The organism is Pantoea sp. C2G6, from assembly GCF_051336815.1.
In the GTDB taxonomy this organism is placed as follows: Bacteria; Pseudomonadota; Gammaproteobacteria; order Enterobacterales; family Enterobacteriaceae; genus Pantoea.
The window spans coordinates 60,793-84,291 of sequence record NZ_JBGMNJ010000002.1 but is presented as its reverse complement, the minus strand read 5'-3'; the positions used below and the strand labels follow the sequence as shown (position 1 = coordinate 84,291).

Genomic DNA, 23,499 nt, shown 5'->3' with positions numbered 1-23,499 from the left:
GTGGACGCGCCTCTCTATCTCCTGTCAGGCCTCGTTGCTTTCCGGCTCAGTCGTCGCAGGTGCGGACGGCTCACCGTCATGCAGCGGTGCCGGCAGGTTCATCATTTTTGCCAGCAGGCTTGCCAGTTTATAGCGCATTTCAGGACGGCGAATGATCATGTCAATCGCGCCCTTTTCAATCAGGAATTCACTGCGCTGGAAGCCTGGCGGCAGTTTTTCACGCACGGTCTGCTCGATGACGCGCGGGCCGGCAAAGCCGATCAGCGCTTTCGGTTCCGCCACGTTGAGGTCGCCCAGCATCGCGAAACTGGCCGAGACGCCGCCCATGGTCGGGTCGGTCAGCACGGAGATATAGGGCAGACCGCGCTCCTGCATCTTCGCCAGCGCCGCGCTGGTTTTCGCCATCTGCATCAGCGACATCAGCGCTTCCTGCATACGCGCCCCGCCACTGGCGGAGAAGCAGACCAGCGGACAGTTATCTTCTAACGCCTGTTCAACCGCACGCACAAAACGCGCGCCGACCACGGAGCCCATTGAGCCGCCCATAAAGGCGAATTCAAAGGCGGCTGCCACCACCGGCATACCATGCAGCTGACCTTTCATCACCACCAGCGCATCTTTCTCGCCGGTGTCTTTCTGCGCCGCGACCAGACGATCTTTATACTTTTTCGAGTCGCGGAACTTCAGCAGATCTTTGGGTTCCAGTTCACTGCCAAGCTCAACCATGGTGCCCTGATCGAGGAAACTGCCAAGACGCTCACGGGCGTGCATGCGCATGTGATGGTCACACTTCGGGCAGACCTCAAGGTTACGCTCCAGCTCGGCGCGGTAGAGAACCTGGCCACAGCTGTCGCACTTGGTCCACACCCCTTCCGGGATGCTTGCTTTGCGCGCAGGCGTCGTGGTGCTTTTATTAAGAATGCGTTCAATCCAGCTCATTGATGACCTTTCTGTTTAAAACTGACCTGGTCCAGTCGTCTTGATACTGCTGAAAACCGCTTCAGCAGACGGTAAATGTCGCTCATTAAACCACAACCCGTTCAGACTGTGGATAAAAATCTGGTCTTACCCCTGCGCAAACTCTCAGGGCTGCTTCTGCTGCTTTGCCTGACGGCGATGACGCCAGACTTCGATCACACCCGGCAGTATCGAGACCAGGATGATGCCGACGATCAGCAGCTTCAGGTTTTCCTGCACCACCGGCAAATCGCCAAACAGGTAACCGGCATAGGAGAACAGCAGCACCCATAACAACGCACCGGTCACGTTAAACAGCGCGAAGTGGCGGTAAGACATGTGACCCATCCCGGCGACAAAGGGCGCGAAGGTACGGACGATCGGCACAAAACGCGCCAGGATAATGGTTTTTCCGCCATAACGGGCATAAAACGCATGGGTTTTATCCAGATGGCTGCGACGGAAAATCTTCGAGTTCGGGTTACTGAACAGCCGCTCGCCAAACAAGCGGCCAATGGTGTAGTTCACCGCATCACCCAGCACCGCCGCCACCACTAACAGTGCCACCATCAGATGCACATTGAGATCGTTACCCGGCAGCGCGGCCAGCGCGCCCGCCACAAACAGTAACGAGTCGCCCGGCAGGAAGGGCGTTACTACCAGGCCGGTTTCACAGAACAGGATCAGGAACAAAATTGCGTAAATCCAGACACCGTACTGCGCAACCAGTTCGGCCAGATGCACATCAATGTGCAGAATAAAATCAACCAGAAAATGGAGAAACTCCATAGCGCGCCCTTCTATAGCCTGAAAGTGAATTAATCCGCGAGGAACAAGGGTCCCATCGACGGCTGTGGTAACGCAAAGTGGGATGGATAATCCACCGCCACCAGATACAACCCCTCTGCCCGGGCTGTCGCTGCGGCTAAAGTACGATCCTTCGCCGCCAGCAGCGTCGCCATCCATGACTCCGGCTGATTGCCGCAGCCTATCTCCATCAGGCTGCCCACGATATTGCGCACCATGTGATGCACAAAGGCGTTGGCTTTAATATCCACAATCACGTACGGGCCCTGACGGGTCACGTTAAGGTGGATCACGTTGCGCCACGGGGTACGCGACTGACACTGCACCGCGCGAAAGGAGGTGAAATCATTTTCGCCCAGCAGACATTGCCCGGCGCGCTGCATCTTTTCCGCATCCAGCGGATGGTAGAAGTGCGTGACGCCCTGCGCCAGCACCGCCGGACGCAGGCGCTGATTATAGATCAGGTAGCGATAGCGTCGGGCGGTGGCGCTGAAGCGGGCGTGGAACTCCTCCGGCACCGCTTTCACCCAGCGCACCGCGATGTCCGCGGGCAGATTGGCATTCACCCCCAGCGTCCAGGCCCCATCCGGCCGCCGCGCGGTGGTTTCGAAATGCACCACCTGCCCGGTGCCGTGGACGCCCGCATCGGTGCGCCCGGCACAAAATACGCTGACCGGATGATCGGCCACTTTTGACAGCGCGCGCTCCAGCTTCTCCTGCACGCTGCGTACTTCCTGCTGACGCTGCCAGCCGTAATAACGGCTGCCATCATACTCGATGCCGAGCGCCAGTTTTTGCGTCTGACTGTCGGACATGGTTACAGATACTCCTGCACCAGTTTCTCCGCCGTCTTCACCGCCATCAGCGCGCCGCCAAAGCGAATATTGTCAGCCACTGACCAGAATTGCAGCAGCTCCGGGATACCATAGTCGTTACGCACCCCGCCAATAGACAACTCGCCATTACCGGACGCATCCGTTACGGGCGTCGGCACCTCATCCTCTTCGCTCAGGCGAATATCGGACGCCTGCGCCAGTTCGCCACGCGCCTCATCCGCCGACAGCGGACGCAGGTTTTCAATGTGCACAATCTGCGCGTTGCCATAAAAGACCGGAGCCTGCACGCTGCTGACCGCAATCGGTAAACCTTCATCCTGCAATACTTTACGCACCTGATCGACCAGCCGACGCTCACTCTCAACGCTGCCTTCCGCGTCCGCCTGCTGTGGCATCAGGTTAAACGCCAGCTGACGCCCGAAGTGGTGATCGTCCGCCGGGATGCCGTTCAGCAGCCGCGCACTTTCACCGGCCAGCGCGTCAACCGCCGCTTTGCCATAGCTGGAGACGGAGATCAGATTCGTCACCTGCAACCGGCCGAGGCCCGCCGCATCCACCAGCGGTTTAATCGCGCTGAGCAGCTGGCTGACCAGGTTGTCCGCCACGCTGATGATATTGCGGTTGCGGTAGTCCGCCAGCACCTGCGGATTGACATCCGGCACCACCAGCGGCACGTCAGGCTCCAGCGCAAACAGCTCGCTGCTGTCGATCACCAGACAACCGGCATTGGCCGCGTCGTCGGCAAAGCGCGCCGAGGCGTCACGTCCCGCCACGAAAAAGGCCAGCTGCGCCTGTGACCAGTCGAAGGTCGCCGCATTTTCGACCCGCAGCGAGCGACCCTCAAAACGCTTCGTCTCACCGGCGCTGTTCTCGCTGGCCAGCAAATATAATTCACCAACCGGGAACTGGCGTTCCGCCAGCAGTTCCAGTACAGCGTTCCCTACTGCGCCTGTTGCGCCCAGTAGCGCAATATTCCAGCCGTCAGACATGTTGGTTTACTCCAGACAATGACATAAAAACAGAAGGCGGTGATATTCACCGCCCAGGGATTCAGATTTATCCCTCCCCGGATTGCCCGACGCCCGCAGGCGCTGACAATCAGCTCTGGGCGGTTAGCAGGCCGAAACATCCGGCCCTGACCGCCTGACGCACTATCGCGGGGAGGTGGTGGCGTTAAAACCCAGCTGATTAAGCCGCTCAGCCGTGTCGGCGTTATCACATAACACCTGTAGCGATGACCATTCGCGGCGCTCTTCATACTGCCTGCGCAGTCGGTCAAACTCGCCGGGTTTTGCCGCGACTTTTCTTAAGGGGGCATCATCGCGGCGCACATCATACACCAGATGCGCCAGGCGTTTCAGCGTTGGCTGATCCAGCGGGCCATTCAGGGTGATTTCACTGAACTCCGGCACCGGTAACAGGCTGCTGAGTGGCACCTGCTGTGGCTGACCGAGATAGTCACACCAGGCTTCAAACACCTGGGTGGTGCCACGCGCTTTACCTTCCAGCGTATAGCCCGCGATATGCGGCGTGCCGATGTCGACCCGGTCGAGCAGCGCCAGCGACAGGTCGGGTTCCGGCTCCCAGACGTCGAGCACCACGCTGAGATCGTGGCGCATCTTCAGCACTTCAAGCAGCGCCGCGTTGTCGACCACCGGACCACGACAGGCGTTAATCAGGATGGTATTCGGTTTCAGCGCCATCAGCAGCGCCGCATCAGCCAGATGCCAGCTTTTATAGGGACCATCTTTAAACAGCGGCGTATGAAAGGTGAGGATGTCCGCTTGGGCGACCAGCTCATCCAGCGCCAGGAAATCGCCCTCATCACCACGATCGGCGCGCGGCGGATCGCACAGCAGCGTTTTGATCCCCCAGGCTTCCAGCCGCTTTTGCAGCCGCCCACCGACATTACCGACGCCAACAATGCCGACGGTACGGTCACGCAGCTGGAAACCGTCACGCTCTGCCAGCAGCAGCAGCGCGGAGAAGACATATTCCACCACCGCAATCGCGTTGCAGCCGGGTGCCGCGGAAAAAGCAATCCCCGCCTGTTGCAGCCAGCGCTCATCGATATGGTCGGTGCCTGCCGTGGCCGTGCCGACGAACTTCACCGGCTGCCCCGCCAGCAGCGCCTCATTAACCTGGGTGACGGAGCGCACCATCAGGCCATCGGCATCGGCTAATTCCGCCAGCGGCAGCGGCCGGCCGGGCACCTGAACCACCTCTCCGGTGCGGCTGAACAACTCACGGGCATAAGGCATATTTTCATCAACCAGAATTTTCACCACGGCTTTCCTGTCTGTTGCAAAAGAGGGAATTATTCTGGCACAAAGCGCCGCGTTAGCCTAACCAACGGCCAGATAGCGGCGGCCAGGTGAAAGTGTCATTCTGTGCCGAATGGCGATCTATTTGTCTGCTCATCACTTTCTGAATAAATCCCGCCAGGGGTACACTGCGCCCCACTATCTGATCTGGAGTGCGCGCATGTTTTTTCTTTACCCGCTCTGTGCGGTGTTGATCTGGTCGATCAATTCGATTGTCAGCAAACTGTCGGCCACGGCGATCGATCCCGCGGCGATCTCCTTCTATCGCTGGCTGCTGGCGCTGCTGGTGCTGACGCCCTTTGTGCTGCCCGGCGTCTGGCGGGCGCGCCGGGCAATCAGGCCCCATCTCTGGCGGCTGCTGATCCTCGGACTGCTGGGGATGGTGCTCTATCAGAGTCTCGCCTACTACGCGGCTCACAGCGTCAGCGCCCTGTTTATGGGCATCATCGGTGCGCTGATCCCGCTGCTGACCGTCCTGCTGAGCGTGGTGATCCTGCGGATCGCCCCCACGCTCGGCATCCTGCTCGGCAGCCTTATCTCCTTTACCGGTCTGGTGTGGCTGGTGAGTCAGGGGGATGTCGGGCAACTGCTGGATCACGGCCTGGGTAAAGGTGAGCTGATGATGCTGGGCGCCTCCACCGCCTATGCGCTGTATGGCGTTCTGACCCGGCGCTGGTCACTGCCGCTGCCGATCTGGCAGAGCCTCTATGTGCAGATTTTCTTTGGCGTGCTGCTGTTGCTGCCCGGCTTTTTACTGGCTCCCGAGGTCGCCCTGAACCGGCACAATCTGCCGCTGGTAGCGTTTGCCGGGCTGTTCGCCTCGATCATTGCCCCCTTTTTGTGGATCCACGGGGTACAGCGGCTGGGGGCCAGCACCACCAGCATCTTTATGAATCTGACGCCGCTGTTTACCGCCCTGATTGCGGTACTGTTCCTGCATGAACAGCTGCACAGCTATCACTGGATTGGCGGCGGTCTGACGCTGTTCGGGGTGATCCTGGCACAGCGGCTGCGCCAGCCGTTAACCCGCCGGGGCGCGGTCAGCCTTCGGCGCCTGTAAAAACGATCGTCACCCGCAGCCCGCCCAGCTGCGGGCTGCGATCCAGCTGCATACTGGCCCCGTGCCACAGAGAAATATCCTGAACCAGCGCCAGCCCGATACCGGCTCCCGGCTGCATCCCCACATTATCCAGCCGCTGAAAAGGCTGAAGCGCTTTAAGTTGCCCGGCTTCGTCAATGCCCGGCCCGCTATCCTCAATCTCCAGTTTTCCCGCCGTCACCCGCGCCGTCACCACGCCGTGGTGAGGAGTATATTTAATCGCATTATCCAGCAGATTGGCGCACAGCTCACCGAGCAGCAGACCATCCCCGATCACCTGGCTGCTCTCGTCACCCTCATAGCCGAGATCGATCTGTCGGGTGCGCGCCGCCGTGTAGCGGCTGAGGCAGGCTTCACGCACAATCGCGGCCAGATCGACCCGCGCCATCGGCTTATCTTCACCGTGCCGGGCTTTGATGCGCGCCAGCTGGAGCAGCCGATCGGTGAGTAAAATGGTCTCATCCAGCGTATGCCGCATACCGTGCAGGCTCTCCTGCCACTGCTCCGGCCGTTCACTGTTGAGCGCCACGCCTACCTGGGTTTTCAGGATGGTCAGCGGCGTGCGCAGCTGATGCGCCGCGTCGGCGCTGAACCGATCCTGACGCGCCAGCAGCCCGCGCAGGCGCTCCAGATAGCGGTTAAAGGCGACGATCAGCGGTTGTAACTCTGACCACGGCAGCGACGGCAGCGGGGTTAACTCTCCTCCATCGCGCTGCAAAACAATGCGCGACAGCCGCCGCAGCGGCCGCAGCACTCGCCGCAGCATCAGGCTGGCCAGCAGCAGCGTCATCAGCACCAGCCCGCTCTGACTGATCAGGGCGGTGCGCATCAGCCCGCGGGCAAACTCCTGACGGGAGTTGACCGTCTCCGCCACCAGGATCAGTGCCATTCCCTCCACGCCCGCCTCGCTCACCGGTTGCCATAACGCCGCAACGCGGATGCGGTGCTGGCGATAGCGTCCATCATAGAAGTGCACCAGCGCCGGATAGGCGTCCGACATTTTGCTGGCGGGCGGGATCGGCGGCAGATCGTCATAGCCGGAGAGGGTTTTGCCCTGCGGGGAGATCACCTGATAAAACAGCTGGTCGTTCATATTGCGCTCAAAGCTGTCGAGCACCACCCAGGGGACATCCACCTCCAGATGCTGCTGGCGCACCACCAGCCGTTCCGCCACGGTCCGCGCCGAGGCGAGCAGCGAGCGATCGTACGCCTGATTGGCGGCCGCCAGCCCGCTCTGATAATGGGTATAGACCGACAGTGCCCACAGCAGCAGCAGTGGCAGGCCGAGCCAGGCCAGCAGTTCACCGCGCAGCGAGTGGATCAGCCGCATGGCAGCGTTTCCAGGCTATAGCCGAGCCCGCGCAGCGTGACGATGGCGACGTCACTGCCCGCCAGTTTTTTACGCACCCGGTGAACGTAAAGGTCGATGCTTTCCGGGCTGGCCTCATCGCTCAGGGTAAAGGTCTGTTCATAGAGATGCTGGCGCGAAACGGGCCGGCCGTGACGCCGCATCAGGGTGGTGAGGATGCTCGACTCACGCGGCGTCAGCGCCAGCGGCTTATCCGCCAGCAGAAAATAGCCCTCCTCTTCCAGTACCAGCTGGCCCAGTGACTGACTTTGCGCGGGCTGGCTCTGGCTGCGACGCAGCAGTGCGCGCAGCCGCGCCTCCAGCTCATCGAGTTCAAACGGCTTGGTGAGATAATCATCCGCCCCGAGGTTGAGGCCGCGCACCCGATCGTCCAGCGCGTTACAGGCGGTCAGCAGCAGTACCGGTACGCTCTGGCCGCGTCGCCGCAGCCGCGTTAACACCTCCAGCCCATCCATACGCGGCAGGGAAACATCCAGCACCACCAGCGCATAGGCCTCACATTGCAGGGCGTGATCGGCGGCGACACCCTCGGCGACCCAGTCAACGGCAAAGCCTTTTTGCGTCAGCGCTTTCTGCAACCAGCACGCCAGATCGACCGTATCTTCTACCAGTAAGAGACGCATATCACATCCTGTCATTAAATCGGGGCAATGAAAGGTAAATGAAAGGTAACTGTTTTAACAATTCAGTAACCCCGATATTTCGGTGGAAATCACACTCTGGAAGAATGAATGGAGCGCACGATGAAAAAAATAATCCATACCGCCCTCACCTCTGCCCTGCTGGCCCTGATGGCACCCGCGGCTATCGCCGCCGATGGCCCTGGCCGCACCGAATGTATCGCACCGGCTAAGCCGGGAGGCGGTTTCGACCTTACCTGTAAACTGTTGCAGGTTTCACTCCAGGAAACCAAACAAATTGAAACGCCGATGCGCGTGACCTATATGCCAGGCGGCGTAGGCGCGGTGGCGTATAACGCCATTATCGCCCAGCGCCCGGCGGAAGCGGGCACCGTGGTCGCCTTCTCTGGCGGGTCGCTGCTGAATCTGTCACAGGGCAAATTTGGCCGCTATTCGGTCGACGATGTGAAGTGGCTGGCGGCCGTCGGCACCGACTACGGCATGGTGGCGGTGCGTGAAGATGCGCCGTGGAAAACCCTCGGCGAACTGATGGCGGCGATGAAAGAAGATCCGACCAAAGTGGTGGTGGGTGCCGGGGCCTCAATCGGCAGTCAGGACTGGATGAAAACCGCCCTGCTGGCGCGCGCGGCGGGGGTCGATCCGCGCAAGATGCGCTATGTCGCCTTTGAAGGCGGTGGCGAACCGGTGACGGCGCTGCTCGGCAATCATATTCAGGTGGTCTCCGGCGATATGAGTGAGATGGTGCCGCATTTGCAGGGCGGCAAAATGCGGGTACTGGCGGTGATGTCCGATAAGCGTCTGCCGGGCCAGCTGGCAGAAGTGCCCACCGCCAAAGAGCAGGGCTTCGATATTGTCTGGCCCGTTATCCGCGGCTACTACCTCGGCCCGAAAGTCAGTGAAGCTGACTATCAGTGGTGGGAACAGGCGTTCAAAAAGATGGTGGAAACCCCGGAGTTCAAAAAGCAGCGTGATATGCGTGGCCTGTTCGAGTTCAACATGTTCGGTCAGGAGCTCGACAGCTACGTGAAAAAGCAGGTGGCGGATTACCGTGAGCAGGCGAAATCGTTTGGCCTGGCCAAATAAGCGGAGCGAATCATGAGCGATCGTATTTTTGCTGGCCTGTGGCTGGCGCTGTGCCTCGGCGGCATGGTGGTAGCCTGGCAAATCCAGAGCGAATATAGCTATGAACCGGTGGGGCCACGCCCCTTTCCGATGGCGATCCTGGGCCTGATGGCAGTCTGCGCCCTGCTAATGCTATTTCGTAAACCCGACACCATTCACTGGCCCGCCAGCAGCACGCTGAAACGGCTGGTGGCGCTGGCGGCGATGCTGATGCTCTATGGCTGGCTGTTTGAAACCCTGGGTTTCGCCATCTGCACCACCCTGCTGACCTTTGGCATTGGCCTGCTGTTTGGTGCGCGCTGGTGGGCAGCGGCCCTCTCCGGCGTGGTGATGGGCACCGCCCTGTTTTACGCCTTTGATCGTCTGCTGGAAGTCACCCTTCCGGTCGGCAGCTGGCTGAGTTAAGGAGAGCATCATGGATACCTGGTCCTTTTTAATGCAGGGCTTTGCCGTCGCCATGACGCCAGAGAACCTGCTGATCGCCCTGATTGGCTGTTTTATCGGTACTATCGTCGGCCTGCTGCCGGGCCTGGGGCCGATTAACGGCGTGGCAATTCTGATGCCGCTGGCCTTTGCGTTGCATTTACCGGCGGAGTCGGCGCTGATCCTGCTGGCGACGGTCTATATCGGCTGTGAATATGGCGGACGCATCTCCTCGATCCTGCTTAACGTGCCGGGTGATGCCGGGGCGATTATGACCGCGCTGGATGGTTATCCGATGGCGCAGCAGGGCAAGGCGGGCGTCGCCCTGTCGATTTCAGCCGTGAGTTCTTTTATCGGTTCGACCATCGCCATTCTCGGCATTATTCTGTTTGCCCCGCTGCTGGCCAGCTGGTCACTGGCGTTTGGCCCGGCGGAATATTTCGCGCTGATGGTGTTCGCTATCGCCTGTCTCGGCAGCATGATGAGCCACAATCCGCTTAAATCTTTCCTCGCCGCGCTGATTGGCCTGGGGATGGCGACGGTGGGCGTCGATGCCAACACCGGCGTCTATCGCTTCACCTTTGGCAGCGTCCATCTCTCGGATGGTATTCAGTTTGTGGTGGTGGTGATTGGTCTGTTCTCGGTCAGTGAAATTCTGCTGATGCTGGAGTCCACCAGCGGCGGACAGAAAGCGGTCCGCGCCAGCGGTCGCATGATGTTCAACATGAAAGAGGCGGCAATGGCTACCGGCGCGACGCTGCGCTCCTCGTTTATCGGCTTCTTTGTCGGGGTGTTACCCGGCGCAGGGGCGACCATCGCCAGCGCCATCGCCTATATGACCGAGAAGAAAATCAGCGGCAGCGATCAGTTCGGTAAAGGTGACATTCGCGGCGTGGCGGCACCGGAAGCGGCAAACAACGCCTCCGCCTGTGGCTCGTTTATTCCGATGCTGACGCTGGGCATCCCCGGATCGGGCACCACCGCCGTGATGGTCGGTGCACTGACGCTCTACAACATCACGCCAGGTCCGGCGATGTTTGTTGAGCAGCCGGATATTGTCTGGGGTCTGATTGCGGCGCTGCTGATCGGCAACGTGATGCTGCTGATCATGAATATCCCGATGATTAACGTCTTCGCCCGCATGTTAACCATTCCCCTGTGGTTCCTGGTGCCAGCGATTGCCGCTATTTCTGCCGTCGGCGTCTATGCGGTACACAGCACCACCTTTGACCTGCTGCTGATGGTGGGACTGGGGATCTTTGGCTACATCCTGCGCAAAATGGATTTTCCGATGTCGCCGCTGATTCTGGGCTTTGTGCTGGGTGAAATGCTGGAGCAGAACCTGCGTCGTGCCCTGTCGATCAGCAACGGCAATCTGGTGATCCTGTGGGAAAGCCTGATCTGTAAAGTCCTGCTGGTGCTGGCGATTGGGGTGCTGCTGGTGCCGCCAGTCTGGAAACGCTGGCGTCGCCGTCAGCTGCAACGCACCGCCGCATAAAACTCCCGCCAAAACCGGCGCGCCCCCGTGGGATTTCCCGGGGGCTTTTGCTATCATGGCGCATTCTTTTTCCGGCGCACCCCACGCTGTTCTGTTTTCCCAAGGAATCCGCCATGCAACCTCTCAGCGGCCCCGGTGTGCCGGTCGGCGATCGTTCATCTGTCAATGGTCAAACCGGTGCCACGCGCCCCGGTTCGGTGGCGGGTGAACAGCCCCTCTCCCCTGCGCAGCGCACCACCTTAGAACGTCTGATTGTGCGAATTTCATCGCTCAGCAACCTGAAAGCGCCTGAGCTCTGGGCGGGCGTGCGTCATGAAGTCGGGGTTAAAAGTGAAGCGGAGTTGCAGTCACGCCACTTCCCTGCGGCGGAACAGTACCTGAACAGTCGTCTGACTCAGGCGCAGAATGGCCATGCCACCCGCCAGCTGATGACCCAGTTGACCGATCTGCTGCCCAAAGGCAATAACCGTCAGGCGGTCAGCGATTTTATTCGACAGCAGTTTGGTCAGACGGTGCTGAGCGCCCTGAGCCAGGATCAGCTGCGTCAGGTGCTGACCATGTTGCAGAACGGTCAGATGACTATTCCCCAGCCGCAGCAGACCCGCGTCAGCGATCGCAGCCTGCTGCCCGCCGAGCATCAGACCCTGAATCAGCAGGTGGTGCGCCTTGCCGCCGCCACCGGCGAATCGACCGGTAAATTATGGAACGCGGCGCTGAAACTGGTGGGGCTGACCAGCGGTGATCCGATCCCGTCACGCCACTTCCCGCTGCTGACCCAGTATTTGCAGGTGCGCCAGACGCTGAGCCAGCACAGCGCGCCGACGCTGCAACTGCTGGAAGCGTCGCTGAAACAGCCACTCGATCAGCAGGAGCAACGGTTGCTGGAGGATTACAGCCAGCAGCGCTTCCAGGCGACGCCGCAAACCATACTGACCGTGACGCAAACGCAGGATCTGCTGAACCTGCTCTTCAGCCGTCGCGCCGAAAAGTTACACGAGCAGCCGCTGGCTGCCAGCGAGATCAGACCGCAGCCCATCTGGGCACCGTGGGTAGCGTCACTGCCGCCCGCGTTGCAGCCGCTGGCACAGCGTCCGCTGCTGGGTCTGTTTGTCGCATTATTGGTCGTGTTCCTGTTCTTCTGGCTGGTGCTCTGAGTTAACAGCCACAGGATGCGCCAGGCGCGGCGAGTGGCCATTCGCCCGGCGCCTCTCCCCAGGTCAGCGGATGACCGTCGCGTTTCCAGAAGTCGAGCCCGCCAATCAACTCTTTCACCTGAAAGCCAAAAGAAGCCAGTTTCCACGCCGCTTTCGTCGATCCGTTACAGCCAATACCGTCACAATAGGTGACATAGACTTTATGGCGATCGAGCTGCGCGGTAGTGGCTGCATCTATCTCCCGATGCGGGAAGTTTATCGCCCCACAGATATGCCCGGCTCGATAGGCTGCTGCGGCACGGGCATCAATCACCACGATGTCCGGCTGCTGCTGTGCCAGATCCTCCGCCAGATCCCAGGCGTCGGTGTAGTAAGCGAGTTTCGCCTGGAGATAGTCGAGACTCTGCTGCGGAGTGGCGACGGGAAAACGTAATAGCGATGACATTGTGATTCTCCTGTTGTGATCTCTGCGCAGTTTACGGCAAAGTGGACTGCTTACTGAGACCGATTTCAGCAGGGAAATAAGACCCATATGCGTTCACCGCTGTTGCAACTTTTCCAGCATCAGGCCAGTGGCGGCGTACGTGAACGCCTCTGCGCCACGCTGCGGCTGGCGATTGGCCGTCGCCATCTCCACGCCGGTCAGCAGCTGCCCTCAAGCCGTCAGCTGGCGCAGGATCTGAGCCTGTCGCGCGTCACGGTGGAAGCGGCTTACGGCCAGCTGGAGAGTGAGGGGTATCTGCGGCGTGAGACGGGCCGTGGCACCTTTGTCGCCATTACCATGCCAGCCACCTCCTCGCCCCCTGCCCGGCTGGCGTCTGCCCGTTTCTCCGCACGCGGTGAGCTGCTGCTGGCGACCGGCGGCTGTCAGGATCCCCCTTTTCCTCATGCCTTTGCCGCCGGTTCGCCGGAGTTACGCGCTTTTCCCCATGAAACCTGGCGACGCCTGAGCGGCAACGTACAGCGTTCGCTCGGCAGCGCCGCGATGGGATATGGCGATCCCTGCGGCTATCTGCCGCTGCGCAGCGCTATCGCGGACTATCTGGCGCTGTCCCGTGGCGTGGCGTGCCAGCCTGAGCAGGTGATTATCCTGACCAGTTCGCAACAGGCGTTGCAGCTGCTGGCGATGATGTTTGTCGATCCGGGTGATGAGGTGTGGATGGAAGAGCCGGGCTACCCTGGCGCCCGCAGCGCTCTGCTGGCGGCGGGCGCGCGGCTGCGCGGCATAGCGGTTGACGCAGAAGGGGCGGTGCCGGCTGCCGGCAGCGCAAAACTGATGTACCTGACACCCTCGCATCACTATCCAACTGGCGTGACGCTGAGCCTGCCACGCCGCCTGGCCTGGCTGGAATGGGCGCAGCGCAACCGGAGCTGGCTGATTGAAGACGATTACGACAGTGAATTTCATTACGATGAACGGCCAATCCCGGCGCTACAGGGAGTGGATCGCCATCAGCGGGTCATCACGCTCGGCACTTTTTCAAAGTCACTGTTTCCTTCCCTGCGGCTGGCGTGGATGGTGGTGCCGCCCGCGCTGATTACGCCTGTCGGTCGGGCACGCAGCGTACTGGATGGACACAGTGCGCTGCTGCCACAGGCCATCACCGCCGCTTTTATGCAGCAGGGCCATTTCGCCAGCCATCTGCGTCTGATGCGACAACTCTATCGCAGCCGGCGCGATCTGCTGCTGGCGCAGATTAGTCAGCGGCTGACACCCTGGCTCACCCCGCTGGCCAGCGCGGGCGGATTGCAGTTAACGGTAAGCGTGCAACAGAATGAGGCGCGACTCACCGCCCAGGCGGCGCAGCATGGTTTACTGCTGCCGCGGCTGAGTCCGCTCTATGCCGGACCGGATCGTCAGCAGGGCTGGATTCTGGGCTTCGCGGCGCTGACGCCTGATGAGATTGTCGCTGGATGCGATAAGTTAGAGCGGCTACTGCGGGAGAGCTGACGCAAAAGGAAAACGCGCGGCGGGAACAAAACAAAAGGGCCGGCAAGCCGGCCCTCAGAGCAGAGAGAAAATTACGCCTGATATTTACGCATGGTCAGCGTGGCGTTGGTGCCGCCGAAGCCGAAGCTGTTCGACATGACGGTAGTCAGCTCTTTTTCCATCGGCTGAGTGACAATATTCATGCCTTCCGCCGCCGCGTCGAGTGAGCTGATGTTGATGCTTGGCGCAATAAAACCATGCTCCAGCATCAGCAGCGAGTAGATCGCCTCCTGCACGCCTGCCGCACCCAGTGAGTGGCCGGTCATGGCTTTGGTGGCAGAGATGTATGGCGTGTTATCACCAAACACTTCACGAATCGCACCCAGCTCTTTCACATCGCCCACTGGCGTAGAGGTGCCGTGGCTGTTCAGATAGTCGATTGGCGTATCGACGCCGTTCATCGCCATCTTCATGCAGCGCACTGCGCCTTCACCGGATGGGGCAACCATATCGGCACCGTCAGAGGTGGCACCATAGCCGACGATTTCAGCATAGATATGCGCACCACGTGCCAGCGCATGCTCCAGCTCTTCAACCACGACCATGCCACCGCCACCGGCGATAACAAAGCCGTCGCGCTCATTGTCATAGGTGCGTGACGCTTTTTCTGGCGTTTCATTGTAACGGGTAGAGAGCGCGCCCATGGCGTCGAACTCACAGGCCATTTCCCAGCACAGCTCTTCGCCGCCGCCAGCAAAAACGATATCCTGTTTACCCAGCTGGATCTGCTCAACCGCGTTACCGATACAGTGCGCCGAGGTGGCACAGGCGGAGCTGATTGAGTAGTTGACGCCATGAATCTTGAACGGCGTGGCGAGGCAGGCAGAGACGCCTGAGGCCATCGCTTTAGTAACCACATAAGGACCAACCGCTTTCAGGCCGCGTGGGCTGCGCATGGCGTCAGCACCAAACACCTGGAAGCGAGGAGAACCACCGCCTGAACCCGCAATCAGACCCACCCGTGGGTTGCTCTGATACATTTCAGTGGTGAGGCCGGAATCTTTAATCGCTTCTTCCATCGAAAGATAAGCATAGATGGACGCATCACTCATAAAACGCACAACTTTGCGATCGATGAGGCCGGTGGTATCTAATTTAACGTTACCCCAGACGTGACTACGCATGCCGGAATCTTTCATCTCTTCAGAAAAGGTGATGCCAGAGCGCCCTTCACGCAGAGATGACAGCACCTCCTGCTGGTTATTACCAATACTGGAAACGATCCCTAAGCCAGTAATCACAGCACGTTTCATTCAATCTTCCTCATCGACTTCTTCTTAATTGACGTGCACTCTAGCGTACACTTGTACGCCGAACAAGTCCGATCAGCCATTTCCTTTTGTAAATTTGCGTCATGTCACGCAGGCCGTTAAAATCGCGCCACTGCCTGAAAAATGAGCCTTTACCGTGAAATTAACCCCGGTTGAACATGCACAGCTTGAATGGAATGAACAGGGTACACCTGTTTCCCGAGCGTTTAGCGACGTCTATTTCTCCAATGAAAATGGTCTGGAAGAGACAGCGTATGTCTTCCTGGGGGGCAACGGCTTTCCGCAGCGTTTTGCTGAGCATCCGCGCGATCTGCTGATTGTCGCCGAGAGCGGTTTTGGCACCGGCCTTAATTTTCTGATGCTGTGGCGGGCGTTTGACGCCTTTCAGCGCCAGCAGCCCGATGCGAAACTACAACGTCTGCATTTCATCAGCTTTGAGAAATATCCGTTAACCCGTGCCGATCTGACCGCAGCGCAGCAGCAGTGGCCTGAACTCGGGCCCTGGGCAGAGGCGCTCCAGGCACAGTGGCCTGCCGCCCTGCCCGGCTGCCAGCGCCTGCTGTTTGATGGCGGACGCATCACGCTTGACCTGTGGCTGGGGGATATTAACCTGCTGATGGCTGAACTGGATGAGAGCCTGAACCGTCAGGTAGACGCCTGGTTGCTGGATGGCTTCGCCCCGTCGAAAAACCCGGATATGTGGACGCCAGAGTTGTTCAGCATGATGGCGAGGCTGGCCCGGCCGCAGGCGACCTTCGCGACCTTTACCGCGGCAGGCTTTGTACGGCGCGGCCTGCAACAGGCTGGCTTCGCGGTGACGCGCCGCAAAGGATTTGGTCCGAAGCGCGAAATGTTATGTGGCACCCTCCAGCAGGCGCCTGCGCTGCCTGGCGCGCAGCCCTGGTATCATCGCCGCTCCGCTGACGCGCAGGAGGTGGCGCTGATTGGCGGCGGCGTCGCCAGCGCCAGTTTAGCGCTGGCGCTGCTGCGTCGCGGCTGGCGGGTGACGCTCTATTGCGCCGATGAGGCACCGGCACTGGGCGCCTCCGGCAACCGTCAGGGCGCACTCTATCCGCTGCTTAATCAGCACGATCCGGCGCTTGCCACCTTTTTTCCGGCGGCGTTCAGCTTTGCCCGACGGCTTTACGACCAGCTGCCCGTCACCTATGAGCACCACTGGAGCGGCGTGTTACAGCTGGGCTGGGATGAAAAAAGCCGTAAAAAAATCGGGCAGATGCTGACGATGGGCCTGCCTGAGACCATTGCCTATGGCGTGGATGCCGAAGAGGCGGAGGCGCTGGCAAAAGTCGATCACGGCTGCGGCGGCATTTTCTATCCGCAGGGTGGCTGGCTGTCACCCGCGGAGCTGACCGCGGCGATGCTCGCCTATGGCGAGAGCCAGGGGCTGCGCATTCACTGGCTGCACCGCGTGACCGGGCTGGAACAGGAAGATCAGCACTGGCAGTTGTCGTTCAGCGACCGTCCGGCGGTACGTCACGCAACGGTGGTGCTGGCAAACGGCCATGCGATTGCTGACTTTGCGCAAAGCGCCCCGCTTCCGCTCTATCCGGTGGCCGGTCAGGTGAGCCACGTTCCCTCAACGCCCGCACTCAGTGCGCTGCAAACGGTGCTCTGTTACGACGGCTATCTGACGCCGGTCAGCCCGCAGTTCGGCACCCACTGTATCGGAGCCAGCTACCATCGTGGCGACACCACCACGGCGTATCGGGAAGCGGACCAGCAGGAGAACCGCAGCCGCCTGATAAGTTGTCTGCCTGAGCACCACTGGGCCGAGACGGTGGATGTCAGCGGCGGCGAAGCCCGGATGGGGGTGCGCTGCGCCTCACGCGATCACCTGCCGATGGTGGGCAGCGTGCCGGACTATGCCGCTACGCTGGCGCAGTACGCCGATTTACCGGCACAGCAGGCCGCAGGCCACGAGATTGCTGACGCGCCAGACTTTAGCGGCTTATATCTGTTTGGGGCGCTGGGTTCGCGGGGCTTGTGCAGCGCGCCGCTGGCGGCCGAGGTGCTGGCCGCCCAGCTGACGGGCGAGCCGCAGCCTTTAGACGCCAGCACGCTGGCCGCGCTGAATCCGAATCGGTACTGGGTAAGAAAATTACTGAAGGGAAAAGCGGTGTAACGCGGCAACGCGACCGTTGAGGGCGGCATGCCGCCCTGCACCCTCAGGCGGAGAGCTGGCGGGCCTGGACAAACAGGTTATCCCACATCCCGACCACCAACGCCTGATCGCGCGGCGAAAGTTCCCCGGCGGCGATGGCGTTTTGCAGGCTGCGGGAGACCTGGATCTGTAATGCTTCTGGCGTATGTTCATCCAGCTGCTCAACTTCCGCTACCGCCAGCGTCAAATGCCCGCGCAGATAACCGCTGGCAAACAGCTCATCGTCACTGGCGTGATCAACCATGTCGTCAATCAGGGCCAGAATACGCGCTTCAAATTCTGCGATCATCTCAATTCCTCGTGTAATAGTGCCTTGCTGCTTCACAGATCGTCCGGCCAGGGAAACTGTGACGCCGTTAATGAAGGCCTGCCATAAAATTCCGCCAGGGCGGTAATAAAACGCGCGGGACGCTCGGGAATGCCCGACGCCAGATAACTCATGACCTGAGCATGAACTTTGCGCTGGAACGCGATGCGATCCGGCTCACAATCCCCGTCGAGATTGTCACAACTGACGTTGAAGGGAAAGCCTGCCGCCATACAAAACATCCACTCCAGCGCCTGCGGCTTCACTTCAACCGCTTCAAACTGGCTCTGAGTCAGCGCATCGCGGCCATCCGGGCAGTACCAGTAGCCAAAATCGACCAGCTTGCGACGCGCTTCACCGGCGATGCACCAGTGAGAGATCTCATGCAGCGCGCTGGCGTAAAAGCCATGGGCAAACACCACACGGTTCCACGGCGACTCTGCATCAGCAGGAAGATAGATCGGTTCATCATCGCCTTTAATCAGGCGGGTCTGAAATTCATCGCTGAAGCAGCGATCGAACAGCGCGATCAGCTGTTCATAATGGTGGGTTGAGTTCATGAGGTTATCAGGTAAAAGTTACGATTGCAGCGTGGCGAACCACGCCAGAACGGCGCTGCCGTGGCTGTCCCACAGCAGTTTAATGCTCATGACGGCGGAGACAATCACCACCATCGGGCGAATCAGCTTTTGTCCGCGGCTCAGCACCAGCCGTGCACCCAGCCGCGCGCCGCAGAACGCCCCCAGCATCATGACCAGGCCCGTTCCCCACACCACTTTGCCGCCGAAAATAAAGAACAGCAGGCTGCCGAGGTTAGAGGTGAAGTTCAGGATTTTAGCATGGGCGGTGGCTTTGGCGAGGTTGTAGCCGCAGAGCGTGACAAACGCCAGCGCATAAAAGGAGCCTGCGCCCGGTCCGAAAAAGCCGTCATAGAAGCCGATAGCGCCGCCGCCCACCAGCGCATAGGCGAGACCGTGCAGACGACGTGCGCGATCCTCTTCACCGAGGCGCGGCATCAGCAGGAACCACAGACCGATAGCGATTAAAAACAGCGGCAGCATCTGGCGCAGAAAGTCCGCCTGCAAACGCTGAATCAGTATCGCGCCCAGCACCGAGCCGATCAGCGTCATGGCGATATTCAGCCACTGCTCATTCAGCTTCACCGCACCGCGCCGGATAAAGTAGAGGCTGGCTGAGAAGGAACCGCCCACCGATTGCAGCTTATTGGTCGCCAGCGCCTGCGCCGGAGAGAGCCCCGCCGCCAGCAGAGAAGGTACGGTCAGCAGCCCACCGCCCCCGGCAATGGAATCGATAAAACCGGCAAGCATCGCGATCAGAAACAGTAACCCGACCAGCAGCGGGCTGACGACAAACCAATCCATGGGATCCCTTACAGAAGATGTTTATCCAGCAGGGCCTGACAGGCAGGCGGTAACGGTGGCGGCTCACGCTTCACTGGCGCGCCAGAGCCCGGCTGTTTCGGCAGGAACCAGCTCTGTAGCTCTGCGCCACAGCCGTCGCCCGCTGGCGGTGATGGCTGCTCTTCGCATCCGGTGCTGCCCGCCGGACAGCGCAACCGCACATGCATATGCGCGCGGTGGGCGAACCACGGACGGACTTTACGCAGCCAGTCACGATCAGCGCCCGCATCGGCACAAAGCTGTTTTTTAATCGCCGGATTAACAAAGATGCGCGTCACATCCTCATCTTTCGCCGCCAGTTTAATCAGACTGTCAATCTCCGGCTGCCAGTGGCGCGCAATCACATTTTTGTCACCCGGCCCCACCAGATCCAGCGGCTGCGGCTTCAGCAGCTGCTGCGAACTCCAGCGGGTTTTCGGCAGTTGCAGCCAGATGTCAACATCCAGGCCGGTCTGATGGCTGGCGTGACCGCTGCTGAAACGGCCACCGGCCGCCATACCCATATCACCAATCAGCACGTTGCCGAGTTGCAGGTTGTGAACCTGAGTACTGAGGCGCTGGATAAACTGAATCAGATCGGGATGACCGAAATAGCGCCGCTGATCCTGACGCATCACCTGATAATCGGGTGAATTCAGCGGCAGCGCCTGGGCACCGATAATGCAGCCGTTGGCAAAGCCGCCGATCGACTGCGGCGCACCGCTGATCGGCTGCTGAATGCGCTGCCACGGCGTCGCCGCCAGGCTGGCGGCGCTGAACAGCAGCGCACTAAGCGTAAGCAGGAGAGCTTTCATGGCATCACCAGCGCGGCACAGTGCAGTGAACGTCACCGTTCTGCGCCCGCTGACGCAGCAGATGATCCATCAGCACGATCGCCATCATCGCCTCGGCGATCGGCACCGCGCGGATCCCGACGCAGGGATCGTGACGGCCTTTGGTGATCATCTCTACCTCTTCGCCGTCGCGGGTGATGGTTTTACCCGGCACGGTGATGCTGGAGGTCGGCTTCATCGCCAGATTGGCACTGATGGTCTGGCCGCTGCTGATGCCGCCCAGAATGCCGCCAGCGTGATTGCTCTGAAAACCGTCGTGACGGATCTCGTCGCGATGCTGACTGCCGCGCTGATTGACCACCGCGAAACCGTCACCAATCTCCACCCCTTTCACCGCGTTGATGCTCATCAGCGCGTGCGCCAGATCGGCATCCAGCCGGTCAAACACCGGCTCGCCCAGGCCTGGTGGCACGTTTTCCGCCATCACCGTGACTTTAGCGCCAATCGAGTCGCCCTCTTTCTTCAGTCCGCGCATCAGTTCGTCCAGCGCGTCCAGCTTCTCCGCATCCGGGCAGAAAAACGGATTCTGTTCCACGATGCTCCAGTCTTTCAGCTCACAGGCGACGTCACCAATCTGTGCCAGATAGCCACGCACCACCACACCGTGTTTCATTTGCAGATATTTCTTGGCAATCGCACCGGCGGCGACGCGCATCGCGGTTTCGCGCGCCGACGAACGTCCTCCGCCGCGGTAGTCGCGCTGACCATACTTCTGCTCGTAGGTGTAATCGGCATGACCCGGACGGAAGAGATCCTTGATGGCGCCATAATCCTGCGAGCGCTGATCGGTGTTCTCAATCAGCAGGCCAATCGAGGTGCCGGTTGTCACCCCTTCAAACACACCGGACAAAATTTTCACCTGATCCGGTTCGCGGCGCTGGGTGGTATAGCGCGAGGTTCCCGGACGGCGGCGATCGAGATCGTGCTGAATATCCGCTTCGGTCAGCGGGATGCCCGGCGGTACGCCGTCAACAATGCAGCCCAGCGCAAGACCGTGAGACTCGCCAAAGGTGGTTACTCGAAAAAATTGCCCGATGCTGTTTCCGGCCATGCTGATTCCTTGTCAGAGTGCGGCGGGCGATGCTTCGCCCCGCTTTTTAGTCTTTATAGAAAGAGAAATGATGTTGTGCGTCGACAATCTGCTGGCGCGTCAGGGTAAAGACGCCGTCACCGCCGTTGTCGAACTCCAGCCAGGTAAAGGGCACATCGGGATATTGCTCAATCATATGCACCATGCTGTTGCCCACTTCGCAGACCAGTACGCCCTGCTCGCTGAGGTAGTCTGGCGCGCAGGCCAGAATGCGCCGCACCAGCTTTAGCCCATCGCTGCCCGCGGCCAGGCCCAGCTCCGGCTCATGGCGATATTCGTTCGGCAGGTCATCCATATCTTCCGCATCCACATAGGGCGGATTGGTGACGATCAGATCGTACTTCAGCGGCGGCAGTTCGCGGAACAGATCGGCGCGGATCGGCGTCACCTGGTGGATCAGACCATGCTCTTCAATATTCTGCTCCGCCACCGCCAGCGCGCCAGTGGAGATGTCCACGGCATCCACTTCCGCTTCCGGGAAGGCGTAAGCACAGGCAATGGCGATACAGCCGCTGCCGGTACACATATCCAGAATATGGCGCGGCTTTTCACTGACCAGGCCGGCGAAACGGTGTTCAATCAGTTCACCAATCGGTGAACGCGGCACCAGCACACGCTCATCAACAAAGAATTCGTGGCCGCAGAACCAGGCCTTATTGGTCAGATAGGCGACCGGGATACGCTCGTTAACGCGACGGATGACGCGCTCGACGATCAAGAGACGTTCACTGGCGGTCAGACGCGCATTGCGCATATCTTCAGGAATATCCAGCGGCAGCCAGAGTGACGGCAGGACCAGTTGAACGGCTTCGTCCCAGGGATTGTCTGTGCCATGTCCGTACCAGATTCCGGCAGCGGAAAAGCGGCTTACCGCCCAGCGCAGCATATCCTGAATGGTGTGCAGTTCATTCACTGCCTCATCGACGAAAATTTTGTCCACGTAGCCCTCCGCAGGCCTTTTGCTAAATCGGCCGATAGTGTGCCATGAAGCCGCAGAGAATTCAGCGCAGCAAGGTGAAAAAGCTGACATTTAATGACACTTAACGGTAAGGTAGCGGCTCTGCTGTGTGACAGCCTTTTCAGATATGACTGACCCGCCATGAGTAAAAAAACGCCATTAAGCCAGGATGATCAGGCGCTGTTTCGTCAGTTAATGACCGGGACGCGCCAGTTAAAGCAGGATACTTTTGTGCACAAACCGCGGGTGAAAACCCGTGAGGTGCCGGTAAAGCGTCTGCTCTCAGAGCAGGCGGACAACAGCCACTATTTTTCGGATGAGTTTCAGCCGCTGCTCTCCACCGAAGGGGCGACCCGCTACGTGCGCGCCGATGTCAGCCATTTTGAGCTGAAAAAACTGCGGCGTGGCGACTATACGCCAGAGATTTTCCTCGATCTGCATGGCTTAACGCAGCAGCAGGCCAAGCAGGAGCTGGGGGCGCTGATCGCCGCCTGTCGCCGTGAACATCTGTTCTGCGCCAGCGTCATGACCGGTCATGGAAAACATATTCTGAAGCAGCAGACGCCGCTGTGGCTGGCCCAGCATCCGTGGGTGATGGCATTTCACCAGGCACCGAAAATGTTCGGCGGTGATGCCGCGCTGCTGGTATTGATTGAGATTGAGGAGTGGCAACCGCCTGAGCTGCCCTGAGAGCGGGGCCGGCGATCCCGGCCCCCTGCGGTCACATCGCTTTCGCCAGCTTTTTCGGGCTGACCTGCCACAGCAGTTTCCCGGCATGCTGCGCCGGTTCGAACTCGACGCAGGCGATGGCGGAGGTGGCAAACATCGGCGGCGCTTCCTGCGGGCAGAGTTCTGAAACCAGGTAACCCACCAGCGGCAGATGTGAAATCACCAGTACCGATTTCACTCCCTCATTCGCCAGGGTTTGCAGATAGCATCCTACCAGCCCTGGATCGCCGCCCGGCGTCAGTTCCGGTAAAACATCCTGATCTTCCGGCAGGGGAAAGGCTTCACGCACGGTCGCGAGCGTTTGCTGCGCGCGTAAATAGGGACTCACCAGGACACGCTCAATATCTGGCGTCTGGCTGTTAAGCCAGTTGGCCATCTGGCGTGATTCATTGCAGCCACATAAGGTTAAAGGCCTGACTGAATCACTGGCTGCTTCCAGAGCCGCATCGCCGTGACGCATGATAAAAACTTGCATAAAGCACCGCTGT

General features: G+C 59.9%; 24 protein-coding genes. 8 read left to right on the top strand and 16 right to left on the bottom strand.

What is annotated here, in order from left to right; translation table 11 throughout:
• Positions 1-24 precede the first annotated feature (24 nt).
• The 5 genes from accD to pdxB form a co-directional block, all read right to left on the bottom strand.
• Positions 25-939: an acetyl-CoA carboxylase, carboxyltransferase subunit beta gene (gene accD, locus ACCW71_RS03965; protein WP_436369790.1), complete on the bottom strand. Its 915-nt coding sequence runs from the start codon at positions 937-939 to the stop codon at positions 25-27.
• A 144-nt stretch (positions 940-1,083) separates the two neighbouring features.
• Positions 1,084-1,746 carry a DedA family protein gene (locus tag ACCW71_RS03960; RefSeq protein ID WP_436369789.1) on the bottom strand — a complete coding sequence of 221 codons (663 nt, stop codon included), beginning with the start codon at positions 1,744-1,746 and terminating at the stop codon, positions 1,084-1,086.
• Between the two features lie 29 nt (positions 1,747-1,775).
• Positions 1,776-2,579 (bottom strand): tRNA pseudouridine(38-40) synthase TruA, encoded by an 804-nt coding sequence (gene truA, locus ACCW71_RS03955; RefSeq protein WP_436369788.1) that lies wholly within the window; start codon positions 2,577-2,579, stop codon positions 1,776-1,778.
• A gap of 2 nt (positions 2,580-2,581) precedes the next feature.
• On the bottom strand, positions 2,582-3,589 hold the full coding sequence (locus ACCW71_RS03950) for an aspartate-semialdehyde dehydrogenase (RefSeq protein WP_436369787.1): 1,008 nt from the start codon (positions 3,587-3,589) through the stop codon (positions 2,582-2,584).
• 162 nt (positions 3,590-3,751) lie between these two features.
• On the bottom strand, positions 3,752-4,885 hold the full coding sequence (gene pdxB, locus ACCW71_RS03945) for a 4-phosphoerythronate dehydrogenase PdxB (protein WP_436369786.1): 1,134 nt from the start codon (positions 4,883-4,885) through the stop codon (positions 3,752-3,754).
• A gap of 199 nt (positions 4,886-5,084) precedes the next feature.
• On the opposite strand from pdxB, the gene ACCW71_RS03940 reads away from it, so the two are divergent.
• On the top strand, positions 5,085-5,984 hold the full coding sequence (locus ACCW71_RS03940; RefSeq protein WP_436369785.1) for a DMT family transporter: 900 nt from the start codon (positions 5,085-5,087) through the stop codon (positions 5,982-5,984).
• Here ACCW71_RS03940 and ACCW71_RS03935 read toward each other — a convergent pair.
• Both ACCW71_RS03935 and tctD read right to left on the bottom strand, forming a co-directional pair.
• Entirely contained in the window at positions 5,965-7,353 is a 1,389-nt protein-coding gene (locus tag ACCW71_RS03935) for a sensor histidine kinase (protein ID WP_436369784.1), read from the bottom strand. The genes ACCW71_RS03940 and ACCW71_RS03935 overlap by 20 nt on opposite strands.
• Positions 7,344-8,015 carry a transcriptional regulator TctD gene (gene tctD, locus ACCW71_RS03930; protein ID WP_436369783.1) on the bottom strand — a complete coding sequence of 224 codons (672 nt, stop codon included), beginning with the start codon at positions 8,013-8,015 and terminating at the stop codon, positions 7,344-7,346. Before tctD ends, ACCW71_RS03935 begins: the two co-directional genes overlap by 10 nt.
• Before the next feature lie 120 nt (positions 8,016-8,135).
• Here tctD and ACCW71_RS03925 point away from each other — a divergent pair, with 120 nt between their 5' ends.
• The 4 genes from ACCW71_RS03925 to flk all read left to right on the top strand — a co-directional run bounded on the left by ACCW71_RS03925 (position 8,136) and on the right by flk (position 12,230).
• Entirely contained in the window at positions 8,136-9,116 is a 981-nt protein-coding gene (locus ACCW71_RS03925) for a tripartite tricarboxylate transporter substrate binding protein (RefSeq protein ID WP_436369782.1), read from the top strand.
• Positions 9,117-9,128: 12 nt separating this feature from the next.
• Positions 9,129-9,560 carry a tripartite tricarboxylate transporter TctB family protein gene (locus ACCW71_RS03920; protein WP_436369781.1) on the top strand — a complete coding sequence of 144 codons (432 nt, stop codon included), beginning with the start codon at positions 9,129-9,131 and terminating at the stop codon, positions 9,558-9,560.
• Between the two features lie 10 nt (positions 9,561-9,570).
• Positions 9,571-11,076: a tripartite tricarboxylate transporter permease gene (locus ACCW71_RS03915; RefSeq protein WP_436369780.1), complete on the top strand. Its 1,506-nt coding sequence runs from the start codon at positions 9,571-9,573 to the stop codon at positions 11,074-11,076.
• 113 nt (positions 11,077-11,189) lie between these two features.
• Positions 11,190-12,230, top strand: a complete 1,041-nt coding sequence (gene flk / locus ACCW71_RS03910; protein WP_436369779.1) for a flagella biosynthesis regulator Flk — start codon at positions 11,190-11,192, stop codon at positions 12,228-12,230.
• A 1-nt stretch (position 12,231) separates the two neighbouring features.
• Here flk and ACCW71_RS03905 read toward each other — a convergent pair whose 3' ends face one another.
• Positions 12,232-12,675, bottom strand: a complete 444-nt coding sequence (locus tag ACCW71_RS03905; RefSeq protein WP_436369778.1) for a rhodanese-like domain-containing protein — start codon at positions 12,673-12,675, stop codon at positions 12,232-12,234.
• A gap of 87 nt (positions 12,676-12,762) precedes the next feature.
• Between ACCW71_RS03905 and ACCW71_RS03900 the strand changes: the two genes are divergently transcribed.
• Complete coding sequence (locus ACCW71_RS03900) at positions 12,763-14,181, top strand: PLP-dependent aminotransferase family protein (RefSeq protein WP_436369777.1); 1,419 nt, start codon at positions 12,763-12,765, stop codon at positions 14,179-14,181.
• 71 nt (positions 14,182-14,252) lie between these two features.
• On the opposite strand, the gene fabB is transcribed toward ACCW71_RS03900, so the two are convergent.
• Positions 14,253-15,473 (bottom strand): beta-ketoacyl-ACP synthase I, encoded by a 1,221-nt coding sequence (gene fabB / locus ACCW71_RS03895; protein ID WP_436369776.1) that lies wholly within the window; start codon positions 15,471-15,473, stop codon positions 14,253-14,255.
• 154 nt (positions 15,474-15,627) lie between these two features.
• On the opposite strand from fabB, the gene mnmC reads away from it, so the two are divergent.
• Positions 15,628-17,634, top strand: coding sequence for a bifunctional tRNA (5-methylaminomethyl-2-thiouridine)(34)-methyltransferase MnmD/FAD-dependent 5-carboxymethylaminomethyl-2-thiouridine(34) oxidoreductase MnmC (gene mnmC, locus ACCW71_RS03890; protein WP_436369775.1), 2,007 nt, complete (start codon positions 15,628-15,630; stop codon positions 17,632-17,634).
• Between the two features lie 43 nt (positions 17,635-17,677).
• Here mnmC and ACCW71_RS03885 read toward each other — a convergent pair whose 3' ends face one another.
• The 6 genes from ACCW71_RS03885 to prmB are packed head-to-tail and all read right to left on the bottom strand — an operon-like array spanning position 17,678 to position 22,264.
• Complete coding sequence (locus ACCW71_RS03885) at positions 17,678-17,962, bottom strand: YfcL family protein (protein WP_436369774.1); 285 nt, start codon at positions 17,960-17,962, stop codon at positions 17,678-17,680.
• Between the two features lie 32 nt (positions 17,963-17,994).
• A complete protein-coding gene (locus tag ACCW71_RS03880) occupies positions 17,995-18,540 on the bottom strand; it encodes an elongation factor P hydroxylase (RefSeq protein WP_436369773.1) in 546 nt (181 codons plus the stop codon).
• An 18-nt stretch (positions 18,541-18,558) separates the two neighbouring features.
• A complete protein-coding gene (locus ACCW71_RS03875; RefSeq protein ID WP_436369772.1) occupies positions 18,559-19,362 on the bottom strand; it encodes a sulfite exporter TauE/SafE family protein in 804 nt (267 codons plus the stop codon).
• An 8-nt stretch (positions 19,363-19,370) separates the two neighbouring features.
• The gene (mepA, locus tag ACCW71_RS03870; RefSeq protein WP_436369771.1) at positions 19,371-20,195 is read right to left on the bottom strand and encodes a penicillin-insensitive murein endopeptidase; all 825 of its coding nucleotides are present in this window, start codon (positions 20,193-20,195) and stop codon (positions 19,371-19,373) included.
• A 4-nt stretch (positions 20,196-20,199) separates the two neighbouring features.
• Complete coding sequence (aroC, locus tag ACCW71_RS03865) at positions 20,200-21,285, bottom strand: chorismate synthase (protein ID WP_436369770.1); 1,086 nt, start codon at positions 21,283-21,285, stop codon at positions 20,200-20,202.
• Between the two features lie 46 nt (positions 21,286-21,331).
• The gene (gene prmB, locus ACCW71_RS03860; protein WP_436369769.1) at positions 21,332-22,264 is read right to left on the bottom strand and encodes a 50S ribosomal protein L3 N(5)-glutamine methyltransferase; all 933 of its coding nucleotides are present in this window, start codon (positions 22,262-22,264) and stop codon (positions 21,332-21,334) included.
• Positions 22,265-22,423: 159 nt separating this feature from the next.
• Here prmB and smrB point away from each other — a divergent pair, with 159 nt between their 5' ends.
• The gene (smrB, locus tag ACCW71_RS03855; RefSeq protein WP_436369768.1) at positions 22,424-22,972 is read left to right on the top strand and encodes an endonuclease SmrB; all 549 of its coding nucleotides are present in this window, start codon (positions 22,424-22,426) and stop codon (positions 22,970-22,972) included.
• 31 nt (positions 22,973-23,003) lie between these two features.
• Here smrB and sixA read toward each other — a convergent pair whose 3' ends face one another.
• On the bottom strand, positions 23,004-23,486 hold the full coding sequence (gene sixA / locus ACCW71_RS03850) for a phosphohistidine phosphatase SixA (RefSeq protein ID WP_436369767.1): 483 nt from the start codon (positions 23,484-23,486) through the stop codon (positions 23,004-23,006).
• Between the last annotated feature and the right edge of the window lie 13 nt (positions 23,487-23,499).

Bases quoted from the DNA above. Each gene is read 5' to 3' on its own strand.
- ACCW71_RS03880 (WP_436369773.1), bottom strand. From the start codon at position 18,540: ATGAACTCAACCCACCATTATGAACAGCTGATCGCGCTGTTCGATCGC.
- truA (WP_436369788.1), bottom strand. From the start codon at position 2,579: ATGTCCGACAGTCAGACGCAAAAACTGGCGCTCGGCATCGAGTATGAT.
- accD (WP_436369790.1), bottom strand. From the start codon at position 939: ATGAGCTGGATTGAACGCATTCTTAATAAAAGCACCACGACGCCTGCG.
- ACCW71_RS03900 (WP_436369777.1), top strand. From the start codon at position 12,763: ATGCGTTCACCGCTGTTGCAACTTTTCCAGCATCAGGCCAGTGGCGGC.
- tctD (WP_436369783.1), bottom strand. From the start codon at position 8,015: ATGCGTCTCTTACTGGTAGAAGATACGGTCGATCTGGCGTGCTGGTTG.
- ACCW71_RS03920 (WP_436369781.1), top strand. From the start codon at position 9,129: ATGAGCGATCGTATTTTTGCTGGCCTGTGGCTGGCGCTGTGCCTCGGC.
- flk (WP_436369779.1), top strand. From the start codon at position 11,190: ATGCAACCTCTCAGCGGCCCCGGTGTGCCGGTCGGCGATCGTTCATCT.
- ACCW71_RS03875 (WP_436369772.1), bottom strand. From the start codon at position 19,362: ATGGATTGGTTTGTCGTCAGCCCGCTGCTGGTCGGGTTACTGTTTCTG.
- ACCW71_RS03925 (WP_436369782.1), top strand. From the start codon at position 8,136: ATGAAAAAAATAATCCATACCGCCCTCACCTCTGCCCTGCTGGCCCTG.
- aroC (WP_436369770.1), bottom strand. From the start codon at position 21,285: ATGGCCGGAAACAGCATCGGGCAATTTTTTCGAGTAACCACCTTTGGC.
- fabB (WP_436369776.1), bottom strand. From the start codon at position 15,473: ATGAAACGTGCTGTGATTACTGGCTTAGGGATCGTTTCCAGTATTGGT.
- ACCW71_RS03885 (WP_436369774.1), bottom strand. From the start codon at position 17,962: ATGATCGCAGAATTTGAAGCGCGTATTCTGGCCCTGATTGACGACATG.
- mepA (WP_436369771.1), bottom strand. From the start codon at position 20,195: ATGAAAGCTCTCCTGCTTACGCTTAGTGCGCTGCTGTTCAGCGCCGCC.
- sixA (WP_436369767.1), bottom strand. From the start codon at position 23,486: ATGCAAGTTTTTATCATGCGTCACGGCGATGCGGCTCTGGAAGCAGCC.
- ACCW71_RS03960 (WP_436369789.1), bottom strand. From the start codon at position 1,746: ATGGAGTTTCTCCATTTTCTGGTTGATTTTATTCTGCACATTGATGTG.
- ACCW71_RS03950 (WP_436369787.1), bottom strand. From the start codon at position 3,589: ATGTCTGACGGCTGGAATATTGCGCTACTGGGCGCAACAGGCGCAGTA.
- ACCW71_RS03935 (WP_436369784.1), bottom strand. From the start codon at position 7,353: ATGCGGCTGATCCACTCGCTGCGCGGTGAACTGCTGGCCTGGCTCGGC.
- ACCW71_RS03940 (WP_436369785.1), top strand. From the start codon at position 5,085: ATGTTTTTTCTTTACCCGCTCTGTGCGGTGTTGATCTGGTCGATCAAT.
- ACCW71_RS03905 (WP_436369778.1), bottom strand. From the start codon at position 12,675: ATGTCATCGCTATTACGTTTTCCCGTCGCCACTCCGCAGCAGAGTCTC.
- ACCW71_RS03915 (WP_436369780.1), top strand. From the start codon at position 9,571: ATGGATACCTGGTCCTTTTTAATGCAGGGCTTTGCCGTCGCCATGACG.
- smrB (WP_436369768.1), top strand. From the start codon at position 22,424: ATGAGTAAAAAAACGCCATTAAGCCAGGATGATCAGGCGCTGTTTCGT.